The organism is Dactylosporangium aurantiacum, from assembly GCF_000716715.1.
Taxonomy (GTDB): Bacteria; Actinomycetota; Actinomycetes; order Mycobacteriales; family Micromonosporaceae; genus Dactylosporangium; species Dactylosporangium aurantiacum.
The window spans coordinates 113211-128760 of record NZ_JNYJ01000011.1; the positions used below are offsets into that span (position 1 = coordinate 113211).

General features: G+C 75.4%; 11 protein-coding genes. 7 read left to right on the forward strand and 4 right to left on the reverse strand.

Features of this window, described 5'->3' with window-relative positions; translation table 11 throughout:
• Window positions 1-43 precede the first annotated feature (43 nt).
• Complete coding sequence (locus OP18_RS15080; protein WP_052386746.1) at window positions 44-1243, forward strand: PucR family transcriptional regulator; 1200 nt, start codon at window positions 44-46, stop codon at window positions 1241-1243.
• 119 nt (window positions 1244-1362) lie between these two features.
• Window positions 1363-2400: a TerC family protein gene (locus OP18_RS15085; protein ID WP_052386747.1), complete on the forward strand. Its 1038-nt coding sequence runs from the start codon at window positions 1363-1365 to the stop codon at window positions 2398-2400.
• 48 nt (window positions 2401-2448) lie between these two features.
• On the opposite strand, the gene OP18_RS15090 is transcribed toward OP18_RS15085, so the two are convergent.
• The gene (locus OP18_RS15090; RefSeq protein WP_033359630.1) at window positions 2449-3000 is read right to left on the reverse strand and encodes a GNAT family N-acetyltransferase; all 552 of its coding nucleotides are present in this window, start codon (window positions 2998-3000) and stop codon (window positions 2449-2451) included.
• Between the two features lie 83 nt (window positions 3001-3083).
• Between OP18_RS15090 and OP18_RS61835 the strand changes: the two genes are divergently transcribed.
• The 3 genes from OP18_RS61835 to OP18_RS15105 all read left to right on the forward strand — a co-directional run bounded on the left by OP18_RS61835 (window position 3084) and on the right by OP18_RS15105 (window position 8404).
• Complete coding sequence (locus OP18_RS61835) at window positions 3084-6227, forward strand: DUF4132 domain-containing protein (RefSeq protein ID WP_081970766.1); 3144 nt, start codon at window positions 3084-3086, stop codon at window positions 6225-6227.
• Between the two features lie 100 nt (window positions 6228-6327).
• Window positions 6328-7386, forward strand: a complete 1059-nt coding sequence (locus OP18_RS15100; RefSeq protein WP_033359503.1) for a Gfo/Idh/MocA family oxidoreductase — start codon at window positions 6328-6330, stop codon at window positions 7384-7386.
• Between the two features lie 436 nt (window positions 7387-7822).
• On the forward strand, window positions 7823-8404 hold the full coding sequence (locus tag OP18_RS15105) for a hypothetical protein (RefSeq protein WP_156089537.1): 582 nt from the start codon (window positions 7823-7825) through the stop codon (window positions 8402-8404).
• A 132-nt stretch (window positions 8405-8536) separates the two neighbouring features.
• Here the strand turns inward: OP18_RS15105 and OP18_RS15110 are convergent, their stop codons facing one another.
• A complete protein-coding gene (locus tag OP18_RS15110) occupies window positions 8537-9286 on the reverse strand; it encodes a phosphatase PAP2 family protein (RefSeq protein WP_033359505.1) in 750 nt (249 codons plus the stop codon).
• Between the two features lie 29 nt (window positions 9287-9315).
• Entirely contained in the window at window positions 9316-10089 is a 774-nt protein-coding gene (locus OP18_RS15115) for a phosphatase PAP2 family protein (RefSeq protein WP_052386749.1), read from the reverse strand.
• A gap of 298 nt (window positions 10090-10387) precedes the next feature.
• Here OP18_RS15115 and OP18_RS15120 point away from each other — a divergent pair, with 298 nt between their 5' ends.
• Window positions 10388-12667: a hypothetical protein gene (locus OP18_RS15120; RefSeq protein ID WP_033359506.1), complete on the forward strand. Its 2280-nt coding sequence runs from the start codon at window positions 10388-10390 to the stop codon at window positions 12665-12667.
• A 94-nt stretch (window positions 12668-12761) separates the two neighbouring features.
• Here the strand turns inward: OP18_RS15120 and OP18_RS15125 are convergent, their stop codons facing one another.
• On the reverse strand, window positions 12762-13436 hold the full coding sequence (locus OP18_RS15125; protein WP_033359507.1) for a macro domain-containing protein: 675 nt from the start codon (window positions 13434-13436) through the stop codon (window positions 12762-12764).
• Window positions 13437-13598: 162 nt separating this feature from the next.
• On the opposite strand from OP18_RS15125, the gene OP18_RS15130 reads away from it, so the two are divergent.
• Window positions 13599-15188, forward strand: a complete 1590-nt coding sequence (locus OP18_RS15130) for an ADP-ribosyltransferase domain-containing protein (protein WP_033359508.1) — start codon at window positions 13599-13601, stop codon at window positions 15186-15188.
• The last annotated feature ends 362 nt before the right edge of the window (window positions 15189-15550 follow it).

Here is a 15550-nt window from a genome sequence, read left to right on the forward strand (position 1 = left end):
TGTAGCCTGAAGGTTCGGGCGTACCCGCGACGTGAGGTGGGCGATGGTGGTGGCGCGCCGGGCCGACGGCGACGGGCCCGACCTCTCCAGGATCGCCGCGGCCGCGTCCAGCGACGCCGGTGGCGTCGACCCGGAGCTGCTCGGCGGCTTCCTGCCCGCGGTCGTCGCGGCGACCGCCGCCGGCCGGCGGCTGCGCCGCCGTGAGCTGGAGGCGTGCGCGACCTCGGGGCGCCGGGCCGCGGTGCGCGGGGTGGCGCTGCGCGCGCTCGTCGACCTGTACCTGTCCGCGGCGTGGCGGCTGTGGCGCGACGCGCCGCAGGTCGCCGCCGGCGACGCCGACCGTGTCCGCGACGCCGCCCTGGCGGTGCTGCGGGCCGCCGACGACGGCGTCGCCGCGCTCGTGGAGGGGTTCCAGCTGGCCCGTGCCGACGTGATCCGGCTGCAGGAGTCCGTCAAGCACGACGTGCTGGAGGCGCTGCTCGCCGGCGGGCAGCAGGCGATCGAGGCGACCGGCCCGGCCGCCGACATCGGGCTGACCCTGACCGGCCCGGTCGCGGTGCTGGTCGCCCGCCGCCCGGCCGGCTTCGGCGGGCCCGACACGGCCGCGGCCCCGGGCCGGTTGGAGCGCGCCCTGCAGGGCCGCCACGGCGACGCGCAGCCGCTCGTGCTCATCCGCTCGGGTGAGCTGGTGTGCGTGTTCGCCGCGCCCGACGCGTCGGCGGTCCACGCGGTCCGCGACATCGTCGTGCGCGAGCTGGACGGCCAGACCCGCGCCGGCGGCGCCCCGCGCTCGTGGCGGGGCGCCGTCAGCAGCCCCCGCATCGGCGCCGCCGCCGTGCGCACCAGCCACGACGAGGCCCGCTACGCGCTCGGCCTCGCCGACCGGCTCGGCCTGGAGCAGCCCGTCGCCGACGCCCGCGACCTCACCATCTACCGGGTGCTGCTGCAGGACCTGCCGGCCGTGCACGACCTGGTCCGCAGCACCCTCACCCCGCTCACCCGGGCCCGCGGCGGCGCCGCCCACCTCGTCGAGACCCTCGACGCGTACTACGCCACCGGCTGCGTCGCCACGGAGACCGCCGCCCGGCTCAACCTGTCCGTCCGGGCCGTCACCTACCGGCTCGCCCGCGTGGCAGAGTTGACTGGCAGGGACCCTTCCGAGCCCGCCGAGCGGCTCACCCTGCACGCCGCCGTCACGGCCGCGCGACTGCTCGACTGGCCCGCGACACCCCTCGAGAGCTGACCGCGACGTTGCCGGCGACCGGCAACGTACGCGCGGCCGAACGTCCGGTGGCGGACGCAGCGCGACCCAATGCCGACGAGCGACGCTGGAACCCAGACGATTGCTATCTGGAGGCATTCATGCTCGATGTGCCGATCTGGCTGTGGGCGACGTTCGGCATCGGGGTCGTCGTCATGCTCGCCGTCGATCTCTTCGCCCACCGCAAGGAACACGTCATCGGCTTCCGCGAGGCCGCCCGGTGGAGCGCCGTGTGGGTGGCGCTGTCGCTCGCGTTCGCCGGCCTCGTCTGGGCGACCCTGGGCGCCGAGGCCGGCGTGGAGTTCACCACCGCCTGGCTGCTGGAGAAGAGCCTGTCGGTCGACAACCTGTTCGTGTTCGCCCTCATCTTCGGCTACTTCGCGGTGCCCAAGCAGTACCAGCACCGCGCCCTGTTCTACGGCGTCATCGGCGCCCTGATCTTCCGGGCGATCTTCATCGCGGCCGGCGTGGCGATCATCAGCAAGTTCACCGTCGTGCTGTTCGTCTTCGCGGCGATCCTGCTGTGGAGCGCGTACAAGCTGCTGAAGGACGACGAGGACGACTACGACCCGAGCACCAACATCGCGGTGCGCCTGGTGCGCAAGGTGGTGCCGGTGCAGCAGGAGTACGCCGGCGCGAAGTTCTTCGTCAAGCAGGGCATGAAGTGGGTCGCCACCCCGATGCTTGTCGTCGTGGTCGCGATCGAGGCCGCCGACCTGGTGTTCGCCGTCGACAGCGTGCCCGCGGTCCTCGCGGTCAGCGACGACACGTTCATCGTCTACTCGTCCAACGCCTTCGCCATCCTCGGCCTGCGGGCGCTGTACTTCCTGCTCGCCGGGATGCTGGACAAGTTCCGGTACCTGTCGAAGGGCCTGGCGATCATCCTCGCCTTCATCGGCGTGAAGCTGGTCCTGCAGGCGGCGCACAAGACGATCAGCGCGTCGGTGCCGGAGATCCCGTCGCTGGTGAGCCTGGCGGTCGTCGTCGTGGTGCTGGCGGGGTCGGTGGTGCTGAGCCTGCGCCACCCGCCTGCGGACGACGCTTCGCTCCCCGAGGCGTCCGGGGCCGCCGCACCGTTGGAGGACGGCGCGTCCGTCGAGGAGCCCGCGGGGCGCTCGTCGCACCAGCATCGCGGCTAGGTGAGCTCGGACGGGGGCGGCGGACCGGTGCGGTCCGCCGCCCCTCGTTCATGGCCGGTGCTGCTGCGCCTCGGGTGCGAGCAGCGACCACACCTGCAGGTCGTGGCGGACCCCCCGGTACGGCGTCGACTCGCGCAGCACGCCGTCCAGCCGCATGCCGACCCGGCGGGCCACGGCGCTGCTGGCCGTGTTGTCGGTGCGGCAGCGCCATTCGACGCGGTGGATGCCCCGGGTGTGCACCGCGTGGTCGATGAGCACCCGCACGGCCCGGGTGACCAGGCCGCGGCCCTGCCCGGCCGGCTCCAGCCAGCAGCCGATCTCGCAGCTGCCGGCGGTGGCGTCGAACGCGACGAACATCGTGCCGCCGACCAGCGTCCCGTCCAGCCAGATGCCGAACAGGCGGCCGGCGTCGCGGGCGGCGAGGTCCGCGTACCGCTGCAGGGTGGCCCTGGCGGAGGCGAGGTCGGTGCTGACCCCGGCCCACGGGATCCACGGGTCGACGGTGGCCCGGGCCCGGTCCATGTGGGCGAGGAACTCCGCGGCCTGCCACGGCTCCAGCGGGCGCAGCTGCGCGTCTTCGGTGAGCGGAACACTGAACATGATCGTCACGCTACAGCGACCCCGGTTTTTGTCGGGGGGTGTGGTTATGGTGGCGCCGTCGGCTGGTCTGGGGGTGCCTTCTGATGGACGGTTTCGTGGTGCCGTCGGCGTGGTGGCGGCATGTGGTGCCGCGGCGCGGTGCGCCGGGGCCGGCGCGGTCCGTGGCGGCGGCGGTCGATCCTGATCTGGGCCGGGAGCTGGCCGGGGCGCTCGCCCGGTTGCCCGTGGTGCTCGCGCATCCGCGGACCCCTGGGTCGATCGCGTCCTTGCCGGTGTCGTCGGGTGTCTCGGCGTCGGGTGCTCTGTCGTGGGGTGCTCTGCCGTTGAGCGTTTCGCCGTTGGGTGCGGCGGTGGCGGTGGCGGTGTTGCCGCGGCGGTGCGCCACCATGCCGCAGGCGGCGTTCGACTCGCTGGTCGACGTGTGGGTCGCCGCGGCGGGCGTGCGGCAGGCCGCGCGGGTCGTGGCGGAGCTCGCCGGCCTCTACGCCGCGGCCGGCCGCACCGGCGCCACCGACCTCGTCACGTGGGCGGTGCCGGGCGGCCCGCGGCAGGCGTTCCTGCGCGACATCTGGCTGCGGCTCGCGCTGCGGCTGCGGGCGCACCTCGCCGCCGCCGGCGACGACGAGCACCGGGCCGTCGTCGCCGACCTCACCGCCCTGCGCGACGACCCGCGCCCGCTGCGCCGGTTGACGGCGTCGCTGCTGGCACCCACCGAGACCCGCTGGGTCGACGAGGACTGCGCCACCTTCGCCGCCGCCGGCGACGAGACCTCCTGCCGGCTCCTGCTGCCGGCCGCCGGCACCCGCGCCCACGTCGACCTGCTGCTGCGCGCGGTGGCGCCGCACTGGCTGTTCTGGGACGAGCCGACCATCCTCACCCTCGCCGCCGCGGTCGGACCCGACCTGGAGCCGGTCCTCGTGCACCTGCTGCGCACCGCCGAGCTGCCCGCCGACGCCGTCGGCTGGACGGCCCAGATCCTCGCCGCGTTCCCGACCGACACCGCGTTCGACGCCCTGGCCGAGCGCGCCGGCCAGCGGCGGGTGCGGCCGGCCCTGACCGCCGCGGTCCGCCGGTTCCCGGACCGGGCACTGCGCCGCCTCGCCGAGGCCCCCACCCACCAGACGGTCGACGTGCTGCTCGCCGCCCACGTCCGGGCCGACCCGGCCCGCGCCACCCGGCTGCTGCCCGAGCTCGGCACCGCGGCGGCGGCGCGGGTCCGGGCGCTGCTGCGGACCGAGACGGGCCCCGTCGCCGCGCCGGAGGACCTGCCCGCGGTCCTCACCGACCCGCCGTGGACCCGGCACCGGCCGCCCCCGCCCGTCGTGGCGGGCCTGGTCTGCCCCGACCCGCCCGCCGTCCCCGGCCGCGGCGCGGGCCGCGGCACGGGCTCGTGGGCGGCGGCGAGTGCCGGCGCGCTCCTCGACCGGGTGGGGCCGGACGTCGCCGGGTGGATGGCCGGGTGGCTGGCCCGCTCCGAGCAGGGCCGCTCGGTCGCCCAGGAGTGGTTGCGCCGCCACCCCGGCCCGGCCGCCGCCGCGCTGATCCCGGCGGCCCTTGCCCGTCCCGGCACCGCCCGCCGCGACGCCGAGCGGGCCCTGCGCTTCCTCGTCCGATGTGGACACGCCGTCGAGGTCCTGGCTGCTGCGGAGGGTTACGGTCCGGCCGCCCTCGACGGCATCCGGGCCCTGCGCGACACCGATCCGCTGCTCGTCCTGCCGGCCCGCGTCCCGGTGGTGCCCGACTGGGCCGGCGCCGCGCTGCTGCCACCGGTGCGCCTGCGCGCCGGAGCCGCACCTGCTGTCGCTGCGGTATCTGCTGTCGCTGCTGTGCCTCCTGTCGCCGCGGCGCTTCCTGTCGCGGCGGCCCGGCACGTCGTCACGATGCTCGCGATGTCCACTGTGGACGAGCCGTATGCCGGCATCACCGCCGTCCGGGCGGCGTGCGACCCGGCGGGGCTCGCCGAGTTCGGCTGGGCGCTGTTCCAGGCGTGGCAGGCGGCGGGGCGGCCCGCACGGCACCGGTGGGCGTTCACCGCGCTCGGGCTGCTCGGCGACGACACGACCGCTGCGCGGCTCGCCCCGGTCGTGCGGGACTGGTCCGCGACCGGCGAACCCACCAACGCCCGCCTCGGCGCCGACGTGCTCGCCGCGATCGGCACCCCCGCCGCGCTGCGCCACCTGGTGCGCCTCGCCGGCGACGGCAGCGCCCGGCTCAGGGAGCACGCGGCCCGCAGGGCGGCCGAGGCCGCGGCCGCCGCCGGGCTCGGCGCCGAGGAGCTCGCCGACCGGCTCGTGCCCGACCTGGGCCTGGCCGCCGACGCCACCGTGACCCTCGACGCCGGCCCGCACCGGTTCACGGTGGGCTTCGACGAGCAGCTGCGGCCGTATGTCCTGGACCCCACCGGCCGCCGCCGCGACCTGCCCAGACCCGGCCCCGCCGACGACCCGGCGCCGCACGCCCGCTTCGCCGCGCTACGCAAGGAGGTCCGCACGATCGCGGCGGAGCAGTCCCGCCGGCTGGAGGCGGCGATGGTGACCGGGGGCCGCTGGTCGGGTGCCGGGTTCCGCGACGGTGTCCTCGCCCACCCGTTGCTGTGGCAGCTCGCCCGCCGTCTCGTGTGGGCCACGTTCGACGGTCCCGGCCCGCACGCCGCGGTCGTCACCGGGTTCCGGATCGCCGAGGACCGCACCCTCGCCGGTGCCGACGACACTCCGGTGCCGCTCGCCGGCGACGCCGTGGTCGGGGTCGCCCACCCGGCCGCGCTGGGCGCCGCGGCGGTGCGGGCCTGGGCCGAGGTGTTCGCGGACTACGAGATCCTCCACCCGTTCCCGCAGCTCGCCCGCGACGTCCACCATGCCGCGCCGGGTGCCGTGCCCGGTGCGGGCTTCGGCGCGGGGTCCGGCGCGGGGTCCGGTGTGGGCTTTGGTGCGGGCTTCGTGGGGTGCAGGGCCGACCCGCGCCGGCTGTTCCTGCTCGACCGGCGCGGGTGGGTGCGGGCCGCGCCCGGCGACGGCGGTCGGATCCGTGAGGTCTCCCGCGCTGTGCCGGGTGGCGCAACGATTGTGGTCGGACTGGAGCCGGGCGTGTTCGCCGGGCGGCCCGACAGCAGCGGCGAGCAGACCGTGACCGCCGTCCACGTTGACTGCGGCGGCGCCGCGCTCGACCCTGTCACCTGCTCCGAGACCGTCCGCGACCTGCTGGCCCTCGTCGCGGAGCCGCGGCCATGACACCACTGTCGCGGTGCCGTCCGCCGGGTCTGCGCCGTGCCGGGCGGCGGCGCGCGGGATCACGTCCCGGGTGCCGGCGAGGTAGGGGAGACTGCACAGCATGAGCGACACCTCCCTGCGCGTCGGGCTGGTCGGCTACGGCACGGCCGGCTCGGCGTTCCACGCCCCGCTGATCAGCACCACGCCCGGCCTGCGGCTGAGCGCGATCGTCACCGCCGACCCCGGCCGCCGCCGGGCCGCCGCCGAGGCGCACCCCGGCGCCGTGCTGCTCGACACGGCGGACGGGCTGTGGGCGTCGGCGGACGACCTCGACGTCGTCGTGGTCGCCTCGCCCAACCGGACCCACGCGCCGCTCGCCCGGGCGGCCCTCGACGCCGGGCTGCCGGTCGTCGTGGACAAGCCGCTGACCGCGACGGCCGCCGAAGGTGACGACCTTGTACGGCTGGCGGCGGCTCGGGGGCTGCTGCTCAGCGTGTACCAGAACCGGCGCTGGGACGGTGACTTCCTCACCGCCCGCCGGCTCGTCGACGAGGGCACGCTCGGGCGGGTGCTGCGGTTCGAGTCGCGGTTCGAGCGGTGGCGGCCGGTGCCGAAGGGCGGCTGGCGGGAGAGCGCCGACCCCGCCGACGTCGGCGGCCTCCTCTACGACCTCGGCAGCCACCTCGTCGACCAGGCCCTGCAACTGCTCGGCCCGGCGACCGAGGTGTACGCCGAGGTCCACACCCGCCGCGCCGGCATCCAGGTCGACGACGACGTGTTCGTGGCCCTGCGCCACGCCGGCGACGCCCGCTCGCACCTGTGGATGAGCGCCGTCGCCGCGTCCCTCGGCCCGAGGCTGCGCGTGCTCGGCGACCGGGGCGCGTACACGAAACATGGCATGGACGTGCAGGAGGACGCCCTGCGCGCCGGCCGGCTCCCCACCGACCCCGGCTGGGGCGAGGACGACCCCGCCCGCTACGGCGTGCTCACCGTCGACGGCAAGGACGAGCCGGTGCCGACGGAACCCGGCGCGTACCAGCGCTTCTACAGCGGCCTCGTCGCAGCCCTGCGCGACGGTGCGCCGCCGCCGGTCGACCCGGCCGGTTCGGTGGCGACCCTGACGGTGCTGGAGGCGGCCCGCCGTTCCGCCGAGGAGCGGCAGGTGGTCACCCTCACCTGAGATGACGACCGCCACCCTGACCCGGCGCCGGCACACCGGGCGCTGCCGGCGGCGCGGAGGCAGGGCGATGTGCGTCAGGTCGGCGCTGCCGGGTGCGGCGTCGGCCCGGCCCGTGCCGGCGCGGTCGGCCGGTCGTGCCGTCGCGGTGGGCGGGGTGGTGCCGTGCCGGCGTGGTGGGCCCGGGCGCGGGTCGGGTCGTTGCGGTGGGCGGTGTCGGACCTGGTGGGCCGGTCGTGCCGTCGCGGTGGGCGGGGTGGTGCCGTGCCGGCGTGGTGGCCGGGCGCGGGTCGGGTCGTTGCGGTGGGCTCGGGTCGTTGCGGTGGGCGGGGCTGGGATCGGTGGCGGGGTGGTGCTGGTGTGGTGGCCGGGCGCGGGTCGGGTCGTCGCGGTGGGCGGGGCCGGGAACCGGTGGGCGGGCGGCGGCGTCGGAGGTGGTGTGAGGATGCTGCGGGCGGTGCCGGTGACGGTGATGCTGGGGTTCGTGCTGGCCGGGTGTGCGGCCGTGGGCTCTGCCGGGCCCGGTGGCCCGGCCGGTGGTGGTGGGGAGGTGGGCGGGCCGGCGCCGCTGCGGGGGTTCGGCATCGACGTCGACGAGGCGGTGGCGCCGCGGGTGCCGGTGGTGCACCTGCGGGTCTGCGGGAGCTGGGGGTGCCACGAGCAGGACGTGCCGGTGCACATCTCGGGGCCGGTGAGCGCGATGCCGTGCCCGTCCGGTCCGGCGGCCGACCCCGACACGGCGTGCGCGGCGGTGCAGTTGCCGGGGCCCGGTCCCGGGCACGGGTACGCGCCCGTGCCGCAGCTCACCGCCGAACCGGTCACGGTCACCGTCACGACCCCGCCCGGGGCGCCGCTGGTGATCGCCGCCGAGGTGCAGGTCCGGCCGGCGATGGTGTGCCCGGGTGGCCGCACCGGAACAGCACCGGCGACCGCCGCCCCGGCCACGGCCGACTGTGCGGGTGGTGCGCCGCAGGCAGGGCTCCGCATCGCCGCCGACGGCACCGTCACCCAGTCCCGCTGACCCACCGGCGGCGCCGTCACCGAGCCCTCACCGGCTCGCCGGCGGCGCCGGCACCGAGCGCCCGCCGACAGCGCCGTCACCCGAGTCCCGCGCGGCGGCGCCGTGGCCGGGCCGTCGCGCGGCGGTGCGTGGTCAGGTGGTGGCCGGTGACGTGGACGACGCCGGTTCGGTGCGCTGGCTGGGGACGTGGCCGGTGCCGGTGGGGCGGCGGCCCCAGTGCACGGCGCGGTCGAGGATGCCGCGGGCCATGATGTACAGGCACGTCGCCCCGTTGAGGAACGAGGCGGTGACGTCGCTGGGGTGGTGCATGCCGCGGTACATGCGGGTCAGTGCGACCCCGATCGGCACGAGCAGCAGCAGCGTCCACCAGGCGGCGCGGGTCGACGGGCGGCTGGCGGTGCGGGCGAGCAGCACGGCCAGGCCGCAGTAGAGGGCGACGGCGGCGGAGGTGTGGCCGGACGGGAAGCTCGACGTGGGCAGGGAACCGTCCATGCGGTCGACCTCGGGACGCTGCCGGTCGATGGCGAGCGTGGTGAACAGGAACACCGCGGCCTGGGCGCTGACGGCGGCGATCAGGAACAGCGGCTCCCGCCAGCGGCGCAGGACGAACCAGAGCACGGCGGCGGCGACGGCGGTGACCGCGATGATCGCCGGGGTGCTGGCGATCGTGCTGAAGACCAGGGACAGGTCGTTGCGGGCGCCGGTGCGGTGTGCCTCGAGGCCGCGGTTGACGGCGTCCTCGACGCTCAGCGGCCACTCATCGGGCAGCACCCTGGTCACCAGCAGGCCGAGGCCGACGAGCACGCCGTAGAGGACGAGCACCGGAGCGACGAGCCGGACGGCGGCCTGGCGGGCGACGGTGAGCAGTGTGGCGAGGTGCATGCGGCCGTGGTACCCGACACCGTCGTCCGCTATTCGTCGGGGTGCGCCGCCTCGTCGAACGCCCCGTCGACGGCCTGCGCCGCGGACCGGTGGGCGGGCCGGGACGCGGGCCGCCGGGCGGGCTGGCCGCGCCAGGTGGCGAAGGCGGCGGTGGTGGCCGCGACCACGGCGGCGCCGAGGGTCCAGCCGGCCACCACGTCGCTGAGCCAGTGGACACCCAGGGCGATCCTGGTCAGCCCCGTCACCACGGCCACGATCAGGGCGGCGGCGACCAGGGCGCAGCGGGTGAGGCGCTGGGTGCGTACCGCGGCGGCATGGCGGACGAACGGTAGGAAGATGAGCAGCAGGACACCGGCGCCGAGGGCCGCGGTGAGGGCGTGCCCGGACGGGAACGAGTAGCCGGCGGCGTGCGACACCGGGTCGAGGAACTCCGGCCGGTCCCGGCCGAGCAGCAGCTTCAGCCCCGCGCCGAGCAGGCCGCCGGCGACCATGGTGACCACGGCCCACAGCGCGACCCGGCGGGCGCCGCGCCACCACAGCCACCCGGCGGCGGCGCCGACGGCGACCCGCAGCGGGCCGGGACCGAACACGTCCGTCCACAGCTGCAGGGCGCCGGCGAGCGTGGGGTTCGCCGACGTGCCGGCGTGCAGCCTCGCGGCGAGGTCGGCGTCGAGGGTGAGCAGCGGCGGCCACGCGGTCGCGACCAGCAGCACCAGCACCGTGAACGGCACGAGCAGCAGGACCGCCGCGACCGCGGCCAGGGTCAGCCGCAGGCCCAGCTCGGAGTCGGGTCGGCGCGGCACCCGTCCTGCATACCCCGGACGGGGCGGTTCAGAACAGTGGCGGCTCGTGCCGAGGTCCCTCGCCGGCCGCGGCACGACGGACCGGGGCGCGGGTCCGGCCACCCACGCGGGTTCGCCCGAACGGCCGCAGCGGCGCCGTCGGTGTCGCCGGTGCGCGTACCGACGGTCGATGGACACCGGCCAGGTCACTCCATAGCGTCGGTTCGACACGTTCCGTAGTCGGTCGGAGGTCGTCCGGCCGGCCTGCCGAAAGCGGTGACGCATGGCCTCCGCACCGATCCGTCGACTCCGATTACCCGTGCTCCTGCGGGCCGTCGTCCTGGCGCTGCTGCTCGGCGCCGGCGCCGTCGTGGCCGTCGCGCCGCACGCCGCGGCGACGCCGAACCTCTGCGACGAGCCGTGGGACGACGAACAGGACATGGCCGACGCGTACGGCGCCTACTGCCGCAGCACGTGGCTGGTGGACCCCGGCGTCGGACACTTCCTGGACCGCCGGCAGCTGCTGGACGCCGCGCCGCTGTACGCGGCGCACGGCTTCAGCCGGCAGTGGCTCTGGTACGCGCCCAGCACCAGCGTGTCGATCCCGTCCGGGTCGGCGCAGGAGTGGGTCGGCTGCCCCGCCGGCACCCACGTCGGCGGCACCTGCCCGTCGGACGTGACGCTGCACCACCACCCGATCCTGGCCAGCTTCCGCCAGCGGCCGCTGCACCTGAGCGTCTTCAGCTACGGCGGGCGCAGCATCGCCCGGCTGTGCGGCAACTTCTTCTACCCGCCGGCCACCGCCGGCGTACCGGTGCCGCACCTGACGGCGGAGAAGTTCGACGACCGCAACCGCAACGGAGCGCGCGACGCGGGCGAGCCGGGGCTGGCCGGGTGGACGTTCCGGATCGAGCGGCTCGGCAGCACGTTCGGCGACCAGCCCACCGGTGAGGTCACCCGGGTCACCACCGGCGCCGACGGCACGCTCGACCTGGCGCTGGACGGGATCGGGCCCGGCACGTACGCCGCCGAGGAGCTCCCGCAGGACGGCTGGGCGGCCACGACCCCGGCACGGCAGACGTTCGTGGTGTCCGACGGCGCCGGCGACGCCGAGGTTGCCCACTTGCGCTTCGGCAACGCCGAGACCCGCGCCGACCTCGTCAAGGCCGACTTCCGGCTGGTGGACCCGCCGGCCCGCCTCGACGCGCACACCGCCGCGGACCTCACCGTCCGTGCCGTGCTGCGCAACGACGGCCCCGCCGACGCGACCGCCGCCGACACCGTCGACGTGGCGGTCCCCGAGGACTGCCGGGCGCAACCCGCGCACGCCGAGGTGTCGCGGTTCCTGGCCGCGGGCGCGTCGGTGACCGTCGACATACCGGTCCGGCTCGTGTGCGACCGGCCGTCGTTCCACCCGGTGACCTTCACCGACCATCTCGCCGTCGGTACCACCGGCGTCGAGGATCCCGACCCGGGCGACAACACCGTCGCCTTCGAGCACGTGTTCCCCGTCTTCGACCGCGCCGACGTCACCCTGCACGGCACCACCGTCACCTGCCCGGACCGCGGCGCCGTCGGCACCGTGTTCACCTGCACCGTCGAGGCGGTCGTCACCGACGCCGGCCCCTACGGCCCGGCCGGCGCCGGCGTCACGTTCGGCCTGCATCCCCCGGCGGACTGCACCGCGACCGACGTCGGCGGCAGCGGCACCCAGCCGTTGACGCTCGAGGTGGGCACGCCGGTGACCGTCGTGTCGTCGTGGCAGGTGCGGTGCGCCAGCCGCAGCTTCCACCCGGTGACCGCGACCGCCGCCGCCGTCCTGGACCACCTGCACGTCGAGGACCCGCGGCCGGACAACGGCGCGGGCACCGCGGCCACGACCGTGCCGGTCTTCGAACCGGTCGACCTCGCCGTGACCGGGCTGGACGTGCGGTGCACCGAGCGGGAGTCCTCGACGGCCGCGTCCTCGTGTACCGCCACCGCCACCGTCCGCAACGCGGGACCCGCCCCGGGGGTCGCGACCGTCACCACGCTCACGGTCGCCCCTGCGCCCGGCTGCACGGCCGTCCCCGCGGCGGTACAGCGGACCGCGGCCGTCCTCGACGCCGGGACGGTCCGCACGGTCACCGCCACGTGGCAGCTCACCTGCACCAGCGCCGGCCGGCACGGCGTCACGGTCACGGCCGCGGTCCGCGCCGACGAGCCGCACGCCGAGGACCTCACCACCGGCAACGACACGACCGTGACGGTGTGGGGCCCGGCGGACGTCAAACCCCGCAGCCTGCCGAGCTCCGTCAACGTCGGCAAGGAGGGCGTCGTGCCCTTCGCGCTGCTGTCCACGGCGACGTTCGACGCGACGGCTGGCGTCGACCCGGCGTCGCTGCGCTTCGGCCGGCTCGGCACCGAGGACAGCGTCGTGTCGTGCGCGCCCGGCGGCGAGGACGTCAACGACGACGGCCGGCCGGACCTGGTCTGCCGGGCGCAGACGCAGGCGGCCGGACTGCAGTGCACGACCACGGTCGCGCTCGTCACCGGGCTGCTGCGGGACGGCACGGCCTACCGCGCCGAGGACGACGTGCGGATCGTCGGCTGCCGCTGACCGGCTGCCGCTGACGGTCTGTCGCTGACGGTCTGTCGCTGACCGTCTGCCGCCGCGACGGGCCGGGGCCGCGGTCCCGGCCCGTCGCGGGTGCTCAGCGGCGGCGGTCGGTGCGGGCCGGCGGGGTGATGCGGACCCGCTGCACCGGCCGCTGCTCGATGTCGCCGAGCTGGGCGGTGACCGTCGCCCGCAGCTCGTCGTAGTCGCTGAACGTGTAGTCGTGGAACAGTGTGTACCCCGCCCACATCAGGTTGGCGCACACCTGCGGCGGCACCTTGCCCGTGGCGGCGCCCATGCCGACGAGCGCGACCGACGTGATGCTGCCCGGCTCCGCCTCGTTCTGCCGGTGGATCGCCTGGAACGCCGCGGCGCAGGCGAGGGCGACGTTGAGGGTCTCCCGCACGTTCTGCACCGACTGGGTCATCGTCGGGGTCGAGATGAGATACCTCGGGTCCGCGGCGCCCGACGGTACACACACCGCACTGCCGATCGGCAGCGAGCCGGCGAACCCGTCGCGGATGGCGCGCTGCACCCGCAGCTGGATGCCGGCGCCCAGGTGCCGCTTGACGACCGCGTCGACGCCGCCGTCCATCCGGCCCTGCGAGTTGGTCGGGCTCACCCACGCGTCGACACGCTGGTCGAGGATCGAGCCCTGCACGATGGTCACCTCCGGCGTGTCGGCGAACGCGGACCGCCACGCCTGCACGACATTGGCGTTGACGTCGCTCAGAACGACCCTGAGCTGCTGCTTCGGTGCATCTGCGGTCATGGCTCACTCCGATGTGGACGAAGGTCTGGTTGCGGGAGAGCTCGAAGATACCGGGGCCCTCACCGCCGAAAAATTGTCGGAGGTCGGTGCTAATCTCCGGGCGCCTTCGGGGCCTGCGGGTCGCCGAGGGCGGACCTCGCCGTGCCGTCCCTGGGAGCCATCATGAGCGACACCGACGACCTTCTCGCGCTCGCCGAGCTGTTCAGCGGCGGCGGTGAGCCGTGGCTGCCGCTGCTGAAACCGGTCATCGAGGCGCAGCCCGCCGCGGCCTCGTTCATCGGCCCCGGCCGCAGCCCGCGGGTCGTGCCGGTGCGGGAGCTGACGTTCCAGGCGCTGAAGCCCAACCCGCCGCACAAGTGGAAGGTCGTCGTCTTCGGGCAGAACCCGTATCCGAGGCCGGAGAGCGCCACCGGCATCGCCATGTTCGACAACACGTTCCACGACTGGGACGACAGCCAGTTCGGCAAGACCGTGTCGATCCGCTGCATCATCAAGGCCGCGGCGATGTGGAAGCACGGCATCCCGAAGAAGACCCCGATCGCCGACATCCGCAAGCTGCTCAAGCAGCACGACACGGTGCAGCCGCCCGAATGGTTCCAGGCGATGCTGACCCAGGGCGTGCTGCTGCTCAACGCGGCGCTCACCGCCAGCAGCGACGGCGCCATGGCCACCGACCAGCACACCGCGTTCTGGCGGCCGGTCGTCGAGCGGCTCGTCGAGGAGATCCTGAAGGCGAAACAGGACGCCGACGAGGCCGACCGCAGCGTCGTGTTCGCCTGGTGGGGCGCGCACGCGCGCAGCCTCAAGAGCGTCGTGCAACGCCTCGAACGCAAGTATCCCGGCGTGCGGGTCCGGCACATCGACCACGCCAACCCGGCCGCGCAGGGCGACATCTTCTGCGACAACGAGCACTTCGCCGCCGTCAACGCGGCCCTCGACACGCTCGGCGCGCAGCCGGTCGACTGGCTGCCCAGCAAGGGCTGGAACACGCTGCCCGCCGACGACGGCCGCACCGACGCCGGCACCGCCGACCGGATGGCCGCGTTCATCGCCTCCACCATGGAGCTGCACCAGCTGTATCTGGAGCGCCTCGCCAGCGTCAAGGACGAGGGCCTCGCCCTGCCCGCGATCACCGGCGTGTTCGACACCCCGCTCATGGACTTCCGCGAGGCGATCGCCCCGGCGGCGAAGGTGCTGTCCGGCCTCGACTGGCACGTCGAGCAGTCCCACCAGTTCGGCACCGGCCTGTCCGGCGACGCGGGCGGGCTGAGCGCCGACGAGGTCGCCGCCCTCTACCTGTACACCTGCGAGTCCGCGTTCTACCGGCAGATCAACGCCACGCTGCGCAGCCCCGACCGGAGCAGGATCGTGCCGTACCTGCCGTATCTGCGGCTGCTGTTCTCCGCCGTGTCCCGCCTGCCGGTGCGCACCGAGCCGTTGTGGCGGGGCGTGGCGATGGACCTGCGCGCCCAGTACCCGGCGGGCCAGACCGTCACCTGGTGGGGCGTGTCGTCGTGCACGTCGAAGCTCAGCGTCGCCGAGGCGTTTTTGGGCCGCCGGGGCAAACGGACCCTGTTCGAGGTCCATCCGCAGCGGGCGGTGGGGATCCGGCGGTTCTCCGCGTTCACCGGGGAGGAGGAGTTCATCCTGACGCCGGGCACGCAGCTGAAGGTCACCGACGTGAAGACGGAGCGCGGCGGGCTGTGCACGGTGCGGCTGACGGAGCTGGCGGAGCAGCACCAGGTGAGCTGACCGGGCGGCGGGGGACCGGTGCTGCTCGGGGCCATCCGGGCCTGGCGGCGTCGCGGCCGTTGGTGGTGTCGCGCGTTGGCGGCGTCGCGGCCGTTGGTGGTGTCGCGCGTTGGCGGTGTTGCGCGTTGGCGGTGTCGCGGCCGTTGGTGGTGTCGCGCGCGTTGGCGGTGTTGCGGCCGTTGGCGGTGTCGCGCGCGTTGGCGGTGTTGTGGCCGTTGGTGGTGTCGCGGCCGTTGGTGGTGGGCGGGCGCTGTTGACGGTGGCGCGGCCACTGACGGCGTTGCCTGGCAGCGGTTGCGGCGTGGCTGTTCGGGCGGCGGCGCTGGGCGACGGCGTGGGCCGTCGTCGGGCCCGCGGTTGCG

Coding starts and splice junctions, on each gene's coding strand:
- OP18_RS15125 (WP_033359507.1), bottom strand. CDS start 13,436: ATGACCGCAGATGCACCGAAGCAGCAGCTCAGGGTCGTTCTGAGCGAC.
- OP18_RS15085 (WP_052386747.1), top strand. CDS start 1,363: ATGCTCGATGTGCCGATCTGGCTGTGGGCGACGTTCGGCATCGGGGTC.
- OP18_RS15100 (WP_033359503.1), top strand. CDS start 6,328: ATGAGCGACACCTCCCTGCGCGTCGGGCTGGTCGGCTACGGCACGGCC.
- OP18_RS15090 (WP_033359630.1), bottom strand. CDS start 3,000: ATGTTCAGTGTTCCGCTCACCGAAGACGCGCAGCTGCGCCCGCTGGAG.
- OP18_RS15080 (WP_052386746.1), top strand. CDS start 44: ATGGTGGTGGCGCGCCGGGCCGACGGCGACGGGCCCGACCTCTCCAGG.
- OP18_RS15130 (WP_033359508.1), top strand. CDS start 13,599: ATGAGCGACACCGACGACCTTCTCGCGCTCGCCGAGCTGTTCAGCGGC.
- OP18_RS61835 (WP_081970766.1), top strand. CDS start 3,084: ATGGACGGTTTCGTGGTGCCGTCGGCGTGGTGGCGGCATGTGGTGCCG.
- OP18_RS15110 (WP_033359505.1), bottom strand. CDS start 9,286: ATGCACCTCGCCACACTGCTCACCGTCGCCCGCCAGGCCGCCGTCCGG.